The following is a 16,072-nucleotide window of genomic DNA, read 5'->3' as shown; positions in this document are numbered from 1 at the left end:
CAGGTTCTCCCGTCAGGAATGTCAGACGCGCGTGCCGACGTAGCGCTCGTAGCCCTCGGCCTCGAGCTGCTCGGCGAGCTCCGGGCCACCCTCCTGAACGATCTTGCCGGCCACGAAGACGTGCACGAAGTCGGGCTGGATGTAGCGCAGGATGCGGGTGTAGTGGGTGATCAGCAGCAGGCCGGTCTCGCCCGTCTCGCGGACCCGGTTGACGCCCTCGCTGACGATGCGCAGCGCGTCGATGTCGAGGCCCGAGTCGGTCTCGTCGAGGATCGCCATCTTCGGCTTGAGCAGCTCGAGCTGCATGATCTCGTGCCGCTTCTTCTCACCGCCGGAGAAGCCCTCGTTGACGTTGCGCTGGGCGAACGCCGGGTCCATCTGCAGCTTCTCCATGGCGCCGCGCAGCTCGCCGGCCCAGGTGCGCAGCTTGGGCGCCTGGCCGTCGACGGCGGTCTTCGCCGTACGCAGGAAGTTCGCCACGGAGACGCCGGGCACCTCGACCGGGTACTGCATGGCCAGGAACAGGCCGGCCCGGGCGCGCTCGTCGACGGTCATGTCGAGGACGTTGTCGCCGTCCAGCGTGACGGTGCCGCCGGTGATCTCGTACTTGGGGTGGCCCGCGATGGAGTACGCCAGCGTCGACTTGCCCGAGCCGTTCGGACCCATGATGGCGTGGGTCTCGCCCGACTTCACGGTGAGGTCGACCCCGGCCAGGATCGGCTTCAGGTCGCCCTCGGGCAGCTTGACCGACACCTGCAGGTCGCGGATCTCCAGGGTGCTCACGGGTTTACTCCATTACTCGGGGTTGTCGATACGTAGATGTCGCCGTCGCGGATCTCGACGGGGAAGGTCGCCACCGGGGTGAACGCGGGCGGGCCGCTCGGCTCGCCGGTGCGCAGGTCGAACCGGGAACCGTGCAGCCAGCACTCGAGCGTGCAGCCTTCGACCTCACCCTCGGACAGGGGCACGGCCGCGTGGGAGCACTCATCGCGTACGGCGTAGAAGTTGTCGTCGTCGGCGTGGACCACCGCGATGTCGACGCCGTCGAGCTCGATCGAGATCGCGGCGCCCTTGGCGACGTCGGTCACCGGACCGACCAGCTCGAAGCTCACGCGCCGCTCTCCGCCAGCCGGGTCTCGATCGCGTCGCCGAGGCGCTCGCGCAGCTCCTCGACCGGGATCTTGTTCAGCAGCTCGGCGAAGAACCCGCGGACCACCAGCTTGCGCGCCTCACCCTCGGGGATGCCCCGCGCCATCAGGTAGAACAGCTGCTCCTCGTCGAAGCGGCCGGTCGCGCTGGCGTGCCCGGCGCCGACGATCTCGCCGGTCTCGATCTCGAGGTTGGGCACCGAGTCGGCCCGGGCCCCGTCGGTCAGAATCAAGTTCCGATTGATTTCGTACGTGTCGGTGCCGGTCGCCGCGGCCCGGATCAGCACGTCACCCACCCAGACCGTGTGCGCGGAGGCGCCCTGCAGCGCGCCGCGGTAACCCACGTAGCTGCGGCAGTCCGGAACTGAGTGGTCGACCAGCTGGCGGTGCTCGAAGTGCTGGCCGGCGTCGGCGAAGTAGAGGCCCCACAGCTCGGCGTCGCCGCCACGGCCCGTGTACTCCACGCTGGTGAACTGGCGGACCAGGTCGCCGCCCAGCGCCACCTGCGCGTGGACGGCGCGGGCGTCCCGGCCGACCTTGAGCTTCACGTGCTGGGCCTGCACCGCGCCGGCGTCCCAGTCGGCCACGGTCACGAGGGTCAGCTGGGCGCTGTCGCCCACCAGGACCTCGACGTTGTCGGCCAGCGTGGTCGTGCCGGTCTGCTCGAGCACCAGGGTGACCTTGGCGAACGCGCCCACCTTGACAAAGGTGCGCGCGGCCGCGGCCTCGCCGCCCTTGCCCACGACGCGGACCACCACGGCCTGCTCGGGCTCGGTCTCGGGCGCGACCTCGATCAGGTTCACGCCCGAGGCCGCGCCGAAGGCCAGCGCGCTCACGCGGTCGAACGGGGTGAGCACGGGCTCGGCCTTCTCGACGCTCCGCACGCTGACGCCGGCCGGCAGGTCACCGAACTCGAGCTGCGGCGCGGTACCGGTCAGCGACGTGGCCGTGACCAGCTCGCGCAGGCGCTTGAGCGGGGTGAAACGCCATTCCTCCTCGAGCCCGGTGAGGGCCGGGAAGTCGGTGACGTCGAACGAGCGCAGCACCTGGGTCTTGGTGCTGGCCGGAGCAATCGTTGTTTCGGTGGTCATCGGTTAGCCGACCGCGCCTTCCATCTGGAGCTCAATGAGACGGTTCAGTTCGAGGGCGTACTCCATCGGCAGTTCCTTGGCGATCGGCTCGATGAAGCCACGCACGATCATCGCCATCGCCTCGTCCTCGGTCAGACCGCGGCTCATCAGGTAGAAGAGCTGGTCCTCGGAGACCTTGGAGACGGTCGCCTCGTGCCCCATCGCCACGTCGTCCTCGCGGATGTCGACGTAAGGGTAGGTGTCCGAGCGGCTGATGGTGTCGACCAGGAGTGCGTCGCACTTGACCGTGCTCTTGGAGGACGACGAGCCCTCCAGCACCTGTACGAGGCCGCGGTACGAGGTGCGGCCGCCGCCCCGGGCGATCGACTTCGACACGATGGTCGAGGAGGTGTGCGGCGCGGCGTGCACCATCTTGGCGCCCGAGTCCTGGTGCTGGCCCTCGCCGGCCATGGCGATCGACAGCACCTCGCCCTTGGCGTGCGGGCCGGTCATGTAGACGGCCGGGTACTTCATGGTCACCTTGGAGCCGATGTTGCCGTCGATCCACTCCATGGTCGCGCCCTCTTCGCAGGTGGCGCGCTTGGTGACCAGGTTGTAGACGTTGTTCGACCAGTTCTGGATGGTCGTGTACCGCACCCGGGCGTTCTTCTTGACGACGATCTCGACGACCGCGGAGTGCAGCGAGTCGGACGAGTAGATCGGCGCCGTGCAGCCCTCGACGTAGTGCACGTAGCTGCCCTCGTCGGCGATGATCAGCGTCCGCTCGAACTGGCCCATGTTCTCGGTGTTGATCCGGAAGTAGGCCTGCAGCGGGATGTCGACGTGCACGCCCTTCGGCACGTAGATGAAGGAGCCACCCGACCACACCGAGGTGTTGAGCGCGGCGAACTTGTTGTCGCCGACCGGGATCACGGTGCCGAAGTACTCCTGGAAGATCTCCGGGTGCTCCTTGAGCGCCGTGTCGGTGTCCAGGAACAGGACGCCCTGCTCCTCCAGGTCCTCACGGATGGCGTGGTAGACGACCTCGGACTCGTACTGAGCCGCGACGCCGGCCACGAGGCGCTGCTTCTCGGCCTCGGGGATGCCCAGCTTGTCGTACGTGGCCTTGATGTCCTCGGGCAGCTCTTCCCAGCTCGTGGCCTGTTTCTCGGTCGAGCGCACGAAGTACTTGATGTTCTGGAAGTCGATGCCGGTGAGGTCGGCGCCCCAGTTCGGCATGGGCTTGCGGTCGAACAGGCGAAGACCCTTGAGCCGCAGGTTGAGCATCCACTCGGGCTCGTTCTTCTTCGCGGAGATGTCGCGCACCACGGCCTCGGACAGGCCACGCTGCGCCGCGGCCCCCGCGACGTCGGCGTCGGCCCAGCCGTACTCGTACTTGCCCAGGGCGGCGAGGTGCTCTTCCTGGCTGACGATCTGGTCGGTCATGTATCTGTCCTAACCGTGGTTGCTGGCGTTACACGTGTGGGGGCAGGAATATGCGTGGTGCACACCCTGTCTCCGTGCGCGATGGTGGCGAGACGCTGCACGTGGGTGCCGATGAGGCGGGAAATAACCTCGGTCTCGGCGTCGCACAGCTGAGGGAACTCGGCGGCCACGTGCGCCACCGGGCAGGAATGCTGGCACAGCTGGCCGCCCGACGCGATCACGGTCGCGTTGGCAGCGTAGCCCTCGGCGGTGAGCGCCTCGGCGAGCGCCTCCGCCCGCGCGATGGGGTCGTCGCCGGCCTCGAGCAGAGCGGCCCGGCAGCGTTCCTCGAGCGCGACGACCTGGGACGACGCGAAGGCGGTGACGGCCTCGGACCCGTGGTGCTGCTGGATCCAGCGCAGCGCGGCGGTCGCGATACCGTCGTAGAAGTGCGGGTTGAGATCTTCCCGGGCGGCCACGGTGAGCGCGAACGCCTTGGCCGGGCGACCCCGGCCGCGCGGGCCGGTGTTGCGGACCTCGCGGGTCTCGACCAGCTGGTCGGCCAGCATCGCGTCGAGGTGCTTGCGGATCGCCGCCGGGCTCAGGCTCAGCTCGGCGCCGAGCTCGGCCGCGGTGGCCGAACCCCGCTCGAGCAAGAGCTGGGCGACCCGGTCACGGGTACGTCCGTCGGAAGCGGTGGGCGACGCCACCACTCCGCTCCGGATCTGCACCTCGTTTTTCACTACGACAACGTTACGTATTTCGGCGGAGCCCTGCAAACCGACCCCCCGGTGATCCATGCCACCGCTGCTCGCGGGCCCTTCCAAACAAGATCAATTGCCTGCGTACGATGCCAGAGGTGAGATTCCTGCCGCTGCGCCCCCTGGCCTTGGCGTCCCTGATCGCCAACGTCGCGCTTGTCGTCACCGGTGCGGCGGTTCGTCTCACCGGTTCGGGTCTCGGCTGCCCCACCTGGCCCCGGTGCACCGACAGCTCGTACACGACGACCGCCGAGATGGGCGTGCACGGCGTGATCGAGTTCGGCAACCGGATGCTCACGTTCGCCCTCGGCATCATCGCCGTCGCCTGCGTGATCGCCGCGCTGCTGGAGAAGCCGCGCCGCCGGGCTCGGGTGCTGCTGGCGATCGCGGTGCTGCTCTACATCCCGCTGCAGGCGGTGGTGGGCGGCATCACGGTGCTGACCGACCTGAACCCGTGGGTGGTCGGCATCCACTTCCTCATCTCGATCGTGATCATCGCTTTCGCGTACGCGTTGTGGAAGCGCGCCGCCGAGGGCGACGGAAAGCCGGTGCCGCTGGTCCCGCGCCCGATCAACCACCTGGTGTGGATCCTGTCGGCGGTCAGCGCGGCGGTGATCGCCCTGGGCGTGGTGGTGACCGGCAGCGGCCCCCACGCCGGCGACGAGGACGCCAAGCGCAACGGCCTCGACCCGGCCACGGTCTCGCAGGCCCACGCCGACGTGGTGTTCCTGCTGATCGGCCTGACCGTGGCGCTGATCTTCGCGCTGCGTGCGGTGAAGGCGCCCGCGGCCACCGTCCGCGCGGCCGTGGTGCTGCTGGCGGTCGAGCTGGGCCAGGGGCTGATCGGCTTCGTGCAGTACTTCACCCACCTGCCGGTCCTGCTGGTCGGCGCCCACATGCTCGGCGCGGCCCTGGTCTGGACGTCCACGCTGGCCGTCGTGTGGTCGCTGCGCGCCCGCCCCGACGTGCCCGCAGCCGCCGCCCCCGCCGGCGAGCCGACCCTCGGCTCAGCCGCCGAGCAGCCGGTCGCCACAGCCCGCTGACCCGCTCCACGCCCAACTGACGCCGCCGACTTTCGCCGCTGCGCCAGGCTCCCCCTCGGACGGCCATGCCGGACGCGGCCGCTCGAGCCGCCCGCTTTCGCCGCCGAGCCAAGCCTTTCCGCCCCCGGACGGCCATATCGGAGGCGGCCCCGTTTCGTCGCCGAGCCAAGCCTTTCCGCCCCCGGACGGCCATATCGGAGGCGGCCCCGTTTCGTCGCCGAGCCAAGCTTTCCGCCCCCGCACGGCCACGAACGAAACGCTCTGACCTGGGCTTGCGGGCACTGGGCCTGTGGACAACCGGCGTGTCGTCCACAGAAAAAACATCGGTCCACCTTTGATCGGCCCGGTTCGGCACGCTGTCCCCATGCCACACACGAGCCCCACCACTCCCCCACGCCGCACGGTTACCACCGGCGCCACGCCGCCTGAGCCCGCCCATCCGGCGCCGCCCGCCTGATCCCGCCCGGCCGCCCCAGACCCGGCAGGGTTGTCGCTCGCATTCGTCAAGCGAAGCGGCTCCCGCGAGCCCTGCCGAAGGGGTGGCGTCCGCCGCGAGCCGGCGGCCCGGAATCCCCACCGAGAACGGCTCGCCGGACGCCACCCGTCCCACTCGTCACTCCGCGCCGTGCCCGCCTGCCGCGACCGTTGTCGTCCGGTCGCGCGGCGCTGCCGGCGTTCTGTTCGCACGCCTCAGCAGGAAGGAGCTGGTTCTATACGCGGCACCCACAAAGTGCGGCGGTCGTTCCCCGGTGTCTCTGCGCGGCCGTCACACCGGACCCATCAGCGCGCGGGTGGTGGTCTTCTTCTTCTCTCTCCGGCCACCACCCGTCCGCGCGAGCGGTCCCCCCGGCCGCCGGCCGTCGACGCGAGCCGTCCCCTGCCCACGGCTGTCCGCGAGCGGTCTTCCGGCCGCCGACTGTCGACGCGAGCGGCCCCCCGGACCGCCGGCTGTTTAATCGGGCGGTCAGAGGCGGGCGATGACGGCTTCGGCCAGGCGGTCGGCCGCGTCGCCGCCCTCTTTCAGGAACAGGGTGGGCTCGGTCAGCTCGAGCTCGACCAGCAGCGGGCTGCCGTCGGAGCCGGGAATCAGGTCGATCCGGGCGTAGAGCAGGCGCCCGGCGCCGCCCGGAACGGCCTCGAGCACCCGCTCGGCCACCGCACGCTCGGCGGCGGTCGCGGTGCGGGGGTCGATCCGCTCGCTGCCGGGGGCGATCGCGCCCTCGTCGGGGCCGGTCAGCATCGCGCCCTTGCGGATGGCGTGGCTGTAGGTCAGCGCGCCGCCGGCGTCCGGCAGGTAGATGAGCGCGGTCTCGCCGGTCTCGTCGACCGCGGCCAGGTACGGCTGGATCATCGCCGTGCGGCCCGCGGCGGTCAGGCGGGTCACGTGGGCCTCGGCCAGCGCTTGCTGGGCGGGAAGCCGGTAGCGGCCCGTGTCCTGGCTGCCCGCGCTGACCGTGGGCTTCACAACCCACTCGCCGTCGGCCGGCGGCTCCCACTGCTCGCCGGGGCCGACGAACTCGGTCGGGGTGACCGGCAGGCCCGCGTTGGCCAGCTCGGCCAGGTAGCGCTTGTCGGTGTTCCACTCGAGCACGCCGGCCGGGTTGAGCAGGCGGGGCACGCTGTGCGCCCAGGCCACGAACTGGTCGCGCCGGGCCACGTAGTCCCAGGGCGAGCGGATCACCGCCAGGTCGTACGAGTCCCAGTCGGCCCCGGCGTCGGCCCAGCCGACGGCGTCCACCTCGACGCCGCGCGAGCGCAGAGCGTCGCGCAGCGGGAAGTCACCCTCCCACAGGTCCGGGAAGATCTCGCACGTAACGAGAGCGACCCGGGATCGCTCCCGGGTCGCTGGAGTAGGGAAAGCAGCGGTCAACTCAGCGGGCCATGCTCCGGCGCGACATCGAGCGCCACAGGTCGTTGCTGGGGCGCATCTGCTCCATGAGCTCGCGCTCCCACTCGTTCTCCACCTCGACGCCGGCGATCTCACAAGCCTTGCGGGCGGTGCTGGTGTCGTCGGCGAACTGGTCGGACCACTCGCCGTCCTCACCGACGAGAACAATGCGGGCACCACGCTTGCCGACGTACTCGATGACCGCCTTGGCACCACCGTGGCCGGCGGCGAAGGACTTGATCCCCGCGGTCAGTGTCGTATCGGAACCTTGAGCCATGAACGGAAGAGTAAGCACTGCACGTGCAGAGGCAAGTACCTCCACCTGCCTTTTGTGAGGGGAATTACCTGCGGGTTTAACCTCTGGACACTTCCCAATTAAATTGGTTTGCCCGATTTACCCGCATCCACAGGTTTCCATCTATTGAGTGACCTTCCGTAACCGCGAATGCGGCGAATTCGGTCGCGTTGTGCGACGCCGGTGACCCTGGGCTGACGTCCGGCCCCCTCCCGCACCGTCCCGTACGCCCGCCGAGGAGACCGGCACGCAGCCGCACCCTTGTGCCGCGTCCCGAAAAGTGGCACGCGCCGTGACGCAACAATCAAGCCCGCCGAAACGTCGCACTCGGCCGCCGGCGCCCGCTCGAGCCCGCGAGCCCGGAAACGGCAACGCGCGCCCGGTCCGCGGTCAGCGGGCGGGCGCGCGCGGCGCGTCAGCAAAAGCTCGGACGAGCGCGTCAGCAAAGGCTCGGACGAGCGCGTCAGCAAAGGCTCGGACGAGCGCGTCAGCGAGGACTCAGACGAGCGCGTCCACCGCCACGGCGATGAACAGGATCGTCAGGTAGGTGATGGACCAGTGGAACAGCCGCATCGGCTTGAGCGCCTGCCCGGCCCGCGACCGCCTCACGAGCAGCACCGCCTCGGCCAGGAAGGCCACGCCGGTGGCGATAGCGGTGATGCCGTAGATCAGCCCCAGACCCAGCGGCCAGGCCACGAGCGAGGCGGCCACGGTGAGCACGGTGTAGAGGACGATCTCGAAGTTGACCCGCCCGGCCGAGCGGACGACCGGCAGCATCGGGACGCCGGCGCGGGCGTAGTCGTCCTTGTACTTGATGGCGAGCGCGTAGAAGTGCGGCATCTGCCAAAAGAAGACAACCGCAAATAGCGCCCATCCCAGCGCCGACACCGAGCCGGTCACGGCGGCCCAGCCGATGATCACGGGCGCCGAGCCGCAGATGCCGCCCCAGAACGTGTTGGCCGGGGTGCGCCGCTTCAGCCACAGCGTGTAGACGACGTCGTAGTAGAAGATGGCGCCCGCGGTGAGCGCGGTGGCCAGCCAGTTGGTGAAGACGGCCATCAGCGCGACCGAGATCACGGCCATGCTCAGCCCGAAGATCAGCACGGAGCGCGGGGTGACGGCGTTGGCCGGCAGCGGCCGCCGCTTGGTGCGCCGCATGACCTGGTCGATGTCGCGGTCGATGTAGCAGTTGAGCGCGCTCGCGGCGCCGCCCGCCATCGCCCCGCCGATCAGCACGACGGCGAGAGTGCGCAGGTCAGGCCACCCGCCGGCCGCGACCATCATGGTCGGGACGGTGGTCACCAGGAGCAGTTCGACGATCTGCGGCTTGGTCAGCGCCAGGTAGGCGCGCAACAGGCCTACGAGATCGCGACGCGTCTTGGGAGGAACCGCGTCCGCGGTGCGCTCCGTAACGCCGACCGCCCGTTCGGGAACGGGACGCTCGGTGATCATGCTCACGGACTGCCACCTTCCGGCTTCGGCACTAGGCATTCCACGACCGTTCCGGCGCCAGCCGGCGGCACGCCCGGACAGCCTACGCTCAGCCATCTCCGCTGCTCCGGCGACCCTTGCCGGGTGCACGGCGTCACACGTCGCGTGTCCGCTCTCAGCGTATGGGCCTCGGGCGTTCCCCGGGCGCGGGTTTAACCCAAGTGGATAGGGTCAACCTCAAAAGAGGTTCAACGAATCCATGCCCCGAGGAGCACAACCGACGTGGCTGCCACAGATCCTGCTCTCAATTGGTCCGACCTAGACCGCAAAGCGGTGGACACAGTCCGGGTCCTGGCCATGGACGCCGTGGAGAAATCCGGCAACGGCCATCCCGGAACGGCGATGAGCCTCGCGCCCGCCGCCTACCTGCTGTTCAACCGGGTCATGCGGCATGACCCGTCCGATCCGCTGTGGGCCGGCCGGGACCGCTTCGTGCTCTCCTGTGGTCACTCCAGCCTCACCCTCTACATTCAGCTCTACCTGAACGGCTTCGGCCTGGCCCTGGACGACTTGGCCTCGCTGCGGCAGTGGGACTCGCTGACCCCCGGCCACCCCGAGTACGGGCACACCCCCGGCGTCGAGGTCACCACCGGCCCGCTGGGCCAGGGCATCGGCAACGCGGTGGGCATGGCCATGGCCGCCCGCCGCGAGCGCGGTCTGTTCGACCCCGAGCCCGACACCGGTGACTCTCTGTTCGACCACAACGTGTACGCGCTGTGCTCGGACGGCGACATCGAAGAGGGCGTCAGCCACGAGTCGAGCGCCATCGCCGGCGTGCAGAAGCTCGGCAACCTCACGCTGATCTACGACGACAACGAGATCTCCATCGAGGACGACACCCGTATCGCCAAGAACGAGGACGTCGGCGCGCGCTACGCCGCCTACGGCTGGCACGTGCAGCACGTGGACTGGCGCAAGGGCGACCCGTCCAAGGGCGGCGAGTACCACGAGGACGTCGAGGCGCTGTACGCCGCGATCCTGGCCGCCAAGAAGGTCACCGACAAGCCGTCGTTCATCGTCCTGCGTACGATCATCGGCTGGCCCGCCCCGAACAAGCAGAACACCGGCAAGATCCACGGCTCGGCCCTGGGCGCCGACGAGGTCGCCGCGACCAAGCAGATCCTGGGCTTCGACCCGAACGAGACGTTCGCGGTCGCCGAGGACGTCCTCGCGCACACCCGCCAGGTGGTCGAGCGCGGCCAGGCCGCCCACGCCGAGTGGGACGCCAAGTTCGAGACCTGGGCCAAGGCCAACCCGGAGCGCAAGGCGCTGTTCGAGCGGCTGTCGGCGCACACCCTGCCCGAGGGCTGGGAGAAGTCGCTGCCCGAGTTCCCGGCCGACCCCAAGGGCCTGGCCACCCGGGCCGCGTCGCAGCAGGTGCTGAACGCCCTCGCCCCGGTGCTGCCCGAGCTGTGGGGCGGTTCGGCCGACCTGGCCGAGAGCAACAACACCACGATGAAGGGCGAGCCGTCCTTCATCCCGGCCGAGTACGCGACCAAGGCCTTCCCCGGCAACGAGTACGGCCGCACGCTGCACTTCGGCATCCGTGAGCACGGCATGGGCTCGGTCCTCAACGGCATCACGGCCAACGGCAAGACCCGCCCCTACGGCGGCACGTTCCTGGTCTTCAGCGACTACATGCGCGGCGCCGTACGCCTGTCCGCGCTCATGAAGCTGCCGGTCATCTACGTGTGGACGCACGACTCGATCGGCCTCGGCGAGGACGGCCCGACGCACCAGCCGATCGAGACGCTGTCCGCCCTGCGGGCCATCGTCGGCCTCGACATCGTGCGCCCGGCCGACGCCAACGAGACCGCCTACGCCTGGCGCGGCGCGATCGAGCACAAGGACCGCCCGACCGGCCTGGCCCTGTCGCGGCAGAACCTGCCCACCATCGACCGCACGAAGTACGCGTCGGCCGAGGGCACCCTGCGCGGCGGCTACATCCTCTCCGAGGCGACCGGCGGCGAGCCCAAGGTGATCCTCATCGGCACCGGCTCCGAGGTGCAGTACTGCCTCACCGCGCAGGAGCGGCTCGAGGCCGAGGGCACGCCCACCCGCGTGGTATCGATGCCGTGCCTCGAATGGTTCTACGAGCAGGACACCGCGTACCAGCAGCAGGTTCTGCCCCGCGGCGTCAAGGCCCGGGTGACGGTCGAGGCCGGCATCCGGCAGAGCTGGGACAGGATCCTGGGCGAGGCGGGCGAGCCCGTGAGCATCGAGCACTACGGCGCGAGCGCCCCCGCCAAGATCCTCTTCGAGCAGTTCGGGTTCACCGCGGACAACGTGGTGGCCAAGGCCAACGCCGCCCTGGCCAAGGTCGGCGAGATCACCGGTCACACGACCGGTAACTGAGGGAGATAGTGATGACCGACAGGCTTGCTGAGCTTTCGGCCGCTGGTGTAGCGGTCTGGCTCGACGACCTCTCCCGTCCCCGCCTGACCACCGGCGGGCTCAAGAAGCTGCTCGACGAGCAGCACGTGGTCGGCGTGACCACGAACCCCAGCATCTTCCAGAAGGCGCTGTCCGACGCCGACGCCTACGACGAGCAGCTGCGCGACCTGGCCGCCCAGGGCGTGACGGTCGAAGAGGCCGTACGCCTGATGACCGGCCGTGACGTGCGGGACGCGTGTGACGTCGAGCGCCCGGCCTACGACGCCTCCAACGGTGTCGACGGCCGCGTGTCCATCGAGGTCGACCCGCGCAAGGCGCACGACACCCACAGCACCGTGGCCGAGGCCAAGACGCTCTGGTGGCTCGTCGACCGCGAGAACCTGTACATCAAGATCCCGGCCACCCTGGCCGGCCTGCCCGCGATCACCCAGGTGCTGGCCGAGGGCATCAGCGTCAACGTGACCCTGATCTTTTCGAACGAGCGCTACCGCCAGGTCATGGACGCGTTCCTCGACGGCATCGAGCAGGCCAAGGCCAACGGCCACGACCTGTCCAAGATCGGCTCGGTGGCGTCGTTCTTCGTCTCCCGCGTGGACACCGAGATCGACAAGCGCCTCGACAAGATCGGCAGCGACGAGGCCAAGGCGCTCAAGGGCAAGGCGGCCATCGCCAACGCCCAGCTGGCGTACGAGGCGTACCAGGAGGTCTTCGGCGCCGACCGCTGGAAGGCCCTCGAGAAGGCCGGCGCTCAGCCGCAGCGTCCGCTGTGGGCGTCCACCTCCACCAAGAACCCGGAGTACAAGGACACCATCTACGTCGAGGAGCTGGTGGCGCCGGGCACGGTGAACACCATGCCCGAGGCCGTGATCCACGCGTTCGCCGACCACGGCGAGACCCGCAAGGACGCGGTGACCGGCTCGTACGACTCCGCCCGCCAGGTCTTCTCGGACCTCGAGCGGGTCGGCGTCGACCTCCCCGACGTCTTCAAGGTGCTCGAGGACGAGGGCGTCGACAAGTTCGAGGCCAGCTGGAAAGAGCTGCTCGAGGGCGTCGACAAGTCGCTCAAGGCGGCGGCCAAGGGCTCGGACAGCCCGAGCGACGCGGCCTGACACATGCGATGAGGGGACTCGCTCGACGCGGGTCCCCTCCTCTGTCCCTGCTTAGACACTTGCACGACACCGAAAACTGGCAGGATGGACCACGTGGGCAATCCGCTGCGTACCGCACAGGACCGCAGGCTTCCCCGGATCCCCGAGCCTTGCGCTCTGGTGATCTTCGGAGTCACCGGTGACCTGTCCCGAAAGAAGCTCATCCCGGCCGTCTACGACCTGGCCAACCGCGGTCTGCTGCCGCCCGGTTTCGTGGTTCTGGGCTTCGCCCGCCGCGACTGGGGCGACGGCGACTTCGAGTCGCTGGCGTACGAAGCGGCGAAGAAGGGCGCCCGCACCCCGTGGCGCGAGGACGTCTGGCAGCGTCTGGCCAGCCAGTTCCAGTTCGTGCCGGGCTCGTTCGACGACGACGCGGCGTTCGACCACCTGGCCGAGACGCTCGACGACCTGCGCGAGCGCAACGGCATCCCGGGCAACGCCGCCTTCTACTTCTCCATCCCGCCGGCCGCGTTCCCGCTGGTGCTCAACCAGCTCGCCCGTACGGGCATGGCCGACAACGCCAAGTCCGGTGGCTGGCGCCGCGTGGTGGTCGAGAAGCCGTTCGGCAACGACCTGCAGTCCGCGATCTCGCTGAACCAGCTGGTGGACGAGGTCTTCACGCCGGTCGACGTCTACCGCATCGACCACTACCTGGGCAAAGAGACGGTCCAGAACATTCTGGCCCTGCGCTTCGCCAACAGCCTGTTCGAGCCGGTGTGGAACTCCAAGTACGTCGACTCGGTGCAGATCACCATGGCCGAGGACGTCGGCATCGGCACCCGGGCCGCGTTCTACGACGCGTCCGGCGCCGCCCGCGACGTGCTGCAGAACCACCTGCTGCAGCTGCTGGCCCTGGTCGCCATGGAGGAGCCGACGAGCTTCGACCACGACGACGTCCGGGCCGAGAAGCTGAAGGTGCTCAAGGCGATCGCCATCCCGAAGGACATCTCCAAGGGCTCGGTCCGCGGTCAGTACCTTCCGGGCTGGGTCGCCGGCGAGCGCGCGGTGGGCTACCTGGAAGAGAAGAACATCCCGGCCGACTCCACGACGGAGACGTACGCCGCGGTCCGCCTCGGCATTCAGAACCGGCGCTGGGCCGAAGTTCCTTTCTACGTACGCGTGGGCAAGCGCATGCCACGTCGGGTGACCGAGATCGCCATCCTCTTCAAGCGTGCCCCGCACCTGCCGTTCGACCCGGCCGACGTCGAGATGCTGGGCAACAACCAGCTCGTCATCCGCGTGCAGCCGGACGAGGGCGTGGTGCTCAAGTTCGGCTCCAAGGTGCCGGGCACCACGATGGAGGTCCGCGACATCGCGATGGACTTCCAGTACGGCGAGGCGTTCACCGAGTCCAGCCCCGAGGCGTACGAGCGCCTGGTCCTGGACGTGCTGGTCGGCGACCGGACCCTGTTCCCGGACGCGGCCGAGATCGAGCAGAGCTGGCAGGTCATCGACCCGCTGGAGGCCGCGTGGGCGGGCACCAAGCCCGAGCCCTACCGGGCCGGCGAGTGGGGCCCGCGCGCTTCGGACGAGATGCTGGCCCGTGAGGGCCGTGCCTGGAGGCGAGCATGATCGGCTTGTGGGACACCACCGGCAACGAGGTGGTCAAGGCGCTCGCCGCCGAGCGGCGCAGCGCCGGCGGTGTGGCCTCCGGCCTCGCCCTGACCCTGGTCGCCGTGGTGGAGGAGAAGAAGGTCCGTGAGGCCGAGGCGGCGGCGACCATCGCGGCCGCCGCGCACCCCTGCCGGCTGCTCATCGTGGTGCGTTCCGACCTCGAGGGCCGCAGCCGGCTGGACGCCGAGATCGTGGTCGGCGGTCGTCTCGGCCCGGCCGAGGCGGTCGTCATGCGCATGTACGGCCGGCTCGCGCTGCACGCCGAGTCGGTGGTCATGCCGCTGCTGGCCCCGGACGTGCCGGTCGTCTCGTGGTGGCACCAGGAGCCGCCGGACATGATCGCGAACGACTTCCTCGGGGTGGTCGCCGACCGCCGCATCACCGACTGCGCGCAGGCGCACGACCCGGTGGCCGCGCTGCGCCAGCGGGCGATCGACTACGCGCCGGGCGACACCGACCTCACCTGGACGCGCATCACCCTGTGGCGCACCCTGGTGGCCGGCGCGTTCGACACCACCGAGGCCCGGGTGACCGGCGCGACCATCGTGGCGCCGGCCAAAGACCCGACCGCTTGGCTGATGAAGGGCTGGCTGCAGTCCCGCCTGGGCATCGTGCCGGAGCTGCAGGCCTCCGACCGGGCTCCGCGCATGCACTCGGTGATGCTGACGTGCGAGAACGGGGACACGGTGACCGTGACCCGCGAAGAGAACACGGCGCTGTTCAGCCGTACCGGCCAGGAAGACCGCTACATGCCGCTGCCCAAGCGGCCGGTGGGCGACGAACTGGCCGAGGAGCTGCGCCGCCTGGACGCCGACCAGATCTACGCCGACGCGCTCGGCTCGATGGCCGGCGTGACCGGGCTCGACCACAAGCCGCCGATGCGCGTGCACGTGTGGAAAGACCCGGCGCTGGCCGCCAAGGCGGGCGACGAGTCGGCGATGGCCGGCCCCGGCGGCACGGCCGCTTAGAACTGAAGACGTACGGGGGCCGTCCACCATTCTCGGTGGGCGGCCCCAACCCTTTGACGCCGAGGAGTAGCACTGTGAGCAAGACCCTGGTGGTGGTCGTTCCGGACGCCGACACGCTGGCCGCGACCGTGGCGTCCCGGCTGATCGCCAAGATCGTGGACGCGCAGGCCGAGCGCGGCTCGGCCGGTGTCGTGCTGACCGGCGGCCGGATCGCCAAGCGGGTGCTGGCCGCCCTCAAGGAGCTGCCCGAGGCCAAGGCGATCGACTGGGCCCGGATCGACCTGTGGTGGGGCGACGAGCGCTTCCTGCCGGCCGGCGACCCCGAGCGCAACGAGACCCAGGCCCGCGAGGCGCTGCTCGACGCGCTGCCGCTCGACCCGGCCCGGGTGCACCCCATGCCCGCCTCGGACGGCCCCGACGGCGACGACGCCGAGGCGGCCGCCGCCCGCTACGCCGACGAGCTGCGGATCGGCGGGGCCGACCGGCCGCCGTTCGACGTGCTGATGCTGGGCGTCGGCGAGGACGGGCACGTGGCCTCGCTCTTCCCCGAACACCCGGTGCTGAACGAGACCGCCACCACCACCGCGGCCGTCCACGACAGCCCGAAGCCGCCGCCGACCCGGATCACCCTGACCATGCCGACCATCCAGTCGGCCGAAGAGGTGTGGCTCATCGCCGCCGGACCGGACAAGACCGACTCGGTCGGGCGGGCCCTGAACGGCGACAAGCTGCTGCCCGCGGCCCACGCGACCGGCCGCACGAAGACCTACTGGCTGCTCGACAAGGCCGCCGCGGCCAAGATGGGCTGATCGCGGCCCACCCGGGCG

14 protein-coding genes are annotated in these 16,072 nt (G+C 69.8%); 6 read left to right on the top strand and 8 right to left on the bottom strand.

The features are described from left to right. Window positions 1-21 precede the first annotated feature (21 nt). From sufC to OWR29_RS12465, 5 genes are read right to left on the bottom strand one after another with little or no spacing between them, the layout of a single operon-like run. Entirely contained in the window at window positions 22-783 is a 762-nt protein-coding gene (gene sufC, locus OWR29_RS12485) for a Fe-S cluster assembly ATPase SufC (protein ID WP_267562857.1), read from the bottom strand. Next, the gene (locus tag OWR29_RS12480) at window positions 780-1,112 is read right to left on the bottom strand and encodes a non-heme iron oxygenase ferredoxin subunit (RefSeq protein ID WP_267562856.1); all 333 of its coding nucleotides are present in this window, start codon (window positions 1,110-1,112) and stop codon (window positions 780-782) included. Before OWR29_RS12480 ends, sufC begins: the two co-directional genes overlap by 4 nt. After that, window positions 1,109-2,239, bottom strand: coding sequence for a Fe-S cluster assembly protein SufD (gene sufD / locus OWR29_RS12475; protein ID WP_267562855.1), 1,131 nt, complete (start codon window positions 2,237-2,239; stop codon window positions 1,109-1,111). The genes OWR29_RS12480 and sufD overlap by 4 nt, the downstream gene beginning before the upstream one ends. A gap of 3 nt (window positions 2,240-2,242) precedes the next feature. Further along, window positions 2,243-3,664: a Fe-S cluster assembly protein SufB gene (gene sufB, locus OWR29_RS12470; RefSeq protein ID WP_267562854.1), complete on the bottom strand. Its 1,422-nt coding sequence runs from the start codon at window positions 3,662-3,664 to the stop codon at window positions 2,243-2,245. Further along, window positions 3,661-4,386, bottom strand: coding sequence for a helix-turn-helix transcriptional regulator (locus tag OWR29_RS12465; RefSeq protein ID WP_267562853.1), 726 nt, complete (start codon window positions 4,384-4,386; stop codon window positions 3,661-3,663). The genes sufB and OWR29_RS12465 overlap by 4 nt, the downstream gene beginning before the upstream one ends. Before the next feature lie 116 nt (window positions 4,387-4,502). On the opposite strand from OWR29_RS12465, the gene OWR29_RS12460 reads away from it, so the two are divergent. Beyond that, a complete protein-coding gene (locus OWR29_RS12460) occupies window positions 4,503-5,447 on the top strand; it encodes a COX15/CtaA family protein (protein ID WP_267562852.1) in 945 nt (314 codons plus the stop codon). A gap of 964 nt (window positions 5,448-6,411) precedes the next feature. Here the strand turns inward: OWR29_RS12460 and OWR29_RS12455 are convergent. The 3 genes from OWR29_RS12455 to OWR29_RS12445 form a co-directional block, all read right to left on the bottom strand. After that, window positions 6,412-7,317: an ATP-grasp domain-containing protein gene (locus OWR29_RS12455; protein ID WP_267562851.1), complete on the bottom strand. Its 906-nt coding sequence runs from the start codon at window positions 7,315-7,317 to the stop codon at window positions 6,412-6,414. Between the two features lies 1 nt (window position 7,318). Beyond that, window positions 7,319-7,612: a hypothetical protein gene (locus OWR29_RS12450; RefSeq protein WP_267562850.1), complete on the bottom strand. Its 294-nt coding sequence runs from the start codon at window positions 7,610-7,612 to the stop codon at window positions 7,319-7,321. A gap of 516 nt (window positions 7,613-8,128) precedes the next feature. After that, on the bottom strand, window positions 8,129-9,088 hold the full coding sequence (locus OWR29_RS12445; RefSeq protein ID WP_267562849.1) for a heme o synthase: 960 nt from the start codon (window positions 9,086-9,088) through the stop codon (window positions 8,129-8,131). A gap of 255 nt (window positions 9,089-9,343) precedes the next feature. Here OWR29_RS12445 and tkt point away from each other — a divergent pair, with 255 nt between their 5' ends. From tkt to pgl, 5 genes are all read left to right on the top strand, one after another. Beyond that, a complete protein-coding gene (gene tkt, locus OWR29_RS12440) occupies window positions 9,344-11,476 on the top strand; it encodes a transketolase (RefSeq protein WP_267562848.1) in 2,133 nt (710 codons plus the stop codon). An 11-nt stretch (window positions 11,477-11,487) separates the two neighbouring features. Then, entirely contained in the window at window positions 11,488-12,624 is a 1,137-nt protein-coding gene (gene tal, locus OWR29_RS12435) for a transaldolase (RefSeq protein WP_267562847.1), read from the top strand. Window positions 12,625-12,717: 93 nt separating this feature from the next. Next, the gene (zwf, locus tag OWR29_RS12430) at window positions 12,718-14,235 is read left to right on the top strand and encodes a glucose-6-phosphate dehydrogenase (RefSeq protein WP_324291239.1); all 1,518 of its coding nucleotides are present in this window, start codon (window positions 12,718-12,720) and stop codon (window positions 14,233-14,235) included. Next, entirely contained in the window at window positions 14,232-15,245 is a 1,014-nt protein-coding gene (locus OWR29_RS12425) for a glucose-6-phosphate dehydrogenase assembly protein OpcA (protein ID WP_267562845.1), read from the top strand. Before zwf ends, OWR29_RS12425 begins: the two co-directional genes overlap by 4 nt. Before the next feature lie 74 nt (window positions 15,246-15,319). Then, window positions 15,320-16,054, top strand: a complete 735-nt coding sequence (pgl, locus tag OWR29_RS12420; protein WP_267562844.1) for a 6-phosphogluconolactonase — start codon at window positions 15,320-15,322, stop codon at window positions 16,052-16,054. Window positions 16,055-16,072: the final 18 nt, after the last annotated feature.

Source organism: Paractinoplanes pyxinae (genome assembly GCF_026626335.1).
Taxonomy (GTDB): domain Bacteria; phylum Actinomycetota; class Actinomycetes; order Mycobacteriales; family Micromonosporaceae; genus Actinoplanes; species Actinoplanes pyxinae.
The sequence above is the reverse complement of the archived record's forward strand: the minus strand, read 5'-3'. Positions and strand labels throughout refer to the sequence as shown.

Excerpts from the sequence above, each read along its gene's own strand:
- sufB (WP_267562854.1), bottom strand. The coding sequence starts at position 3,664 with ATGACCGACCAGATCGTCAGCCAGGAAGAGCACCTCGCCGCCCTGGGC.
- OWR29_RS12425 (WP_267562845.1), top strand. The coding sequence starts at position 14,232 with ATGATCGGCTTGTGGGACACCACCGGCAACGAGGTGGTCAAGGCGCTC.
- OWR29_RS12450 (WP_267562850.1), bottom strand. The coding sequence starts at position 7,612 with ATGGCTCAAGGTTCCGATACGACACTGACCGCGGGGATCAAGTCCTTC.
- tal (WP_267562847.1), top strand. The coding sequence starts at position 11,488 with ATGACCGACAGGCTTGCTGAGCTTTCGGCCGCTGGTGTAGCGGTCTGG.
- sufD (WP_267562855.1), bottom strand. The coding sequence starts at position 2,239 with ATGACCACCGAAACAACGATTGCTCCGGCCAGCACCAAGACCCAGGTG.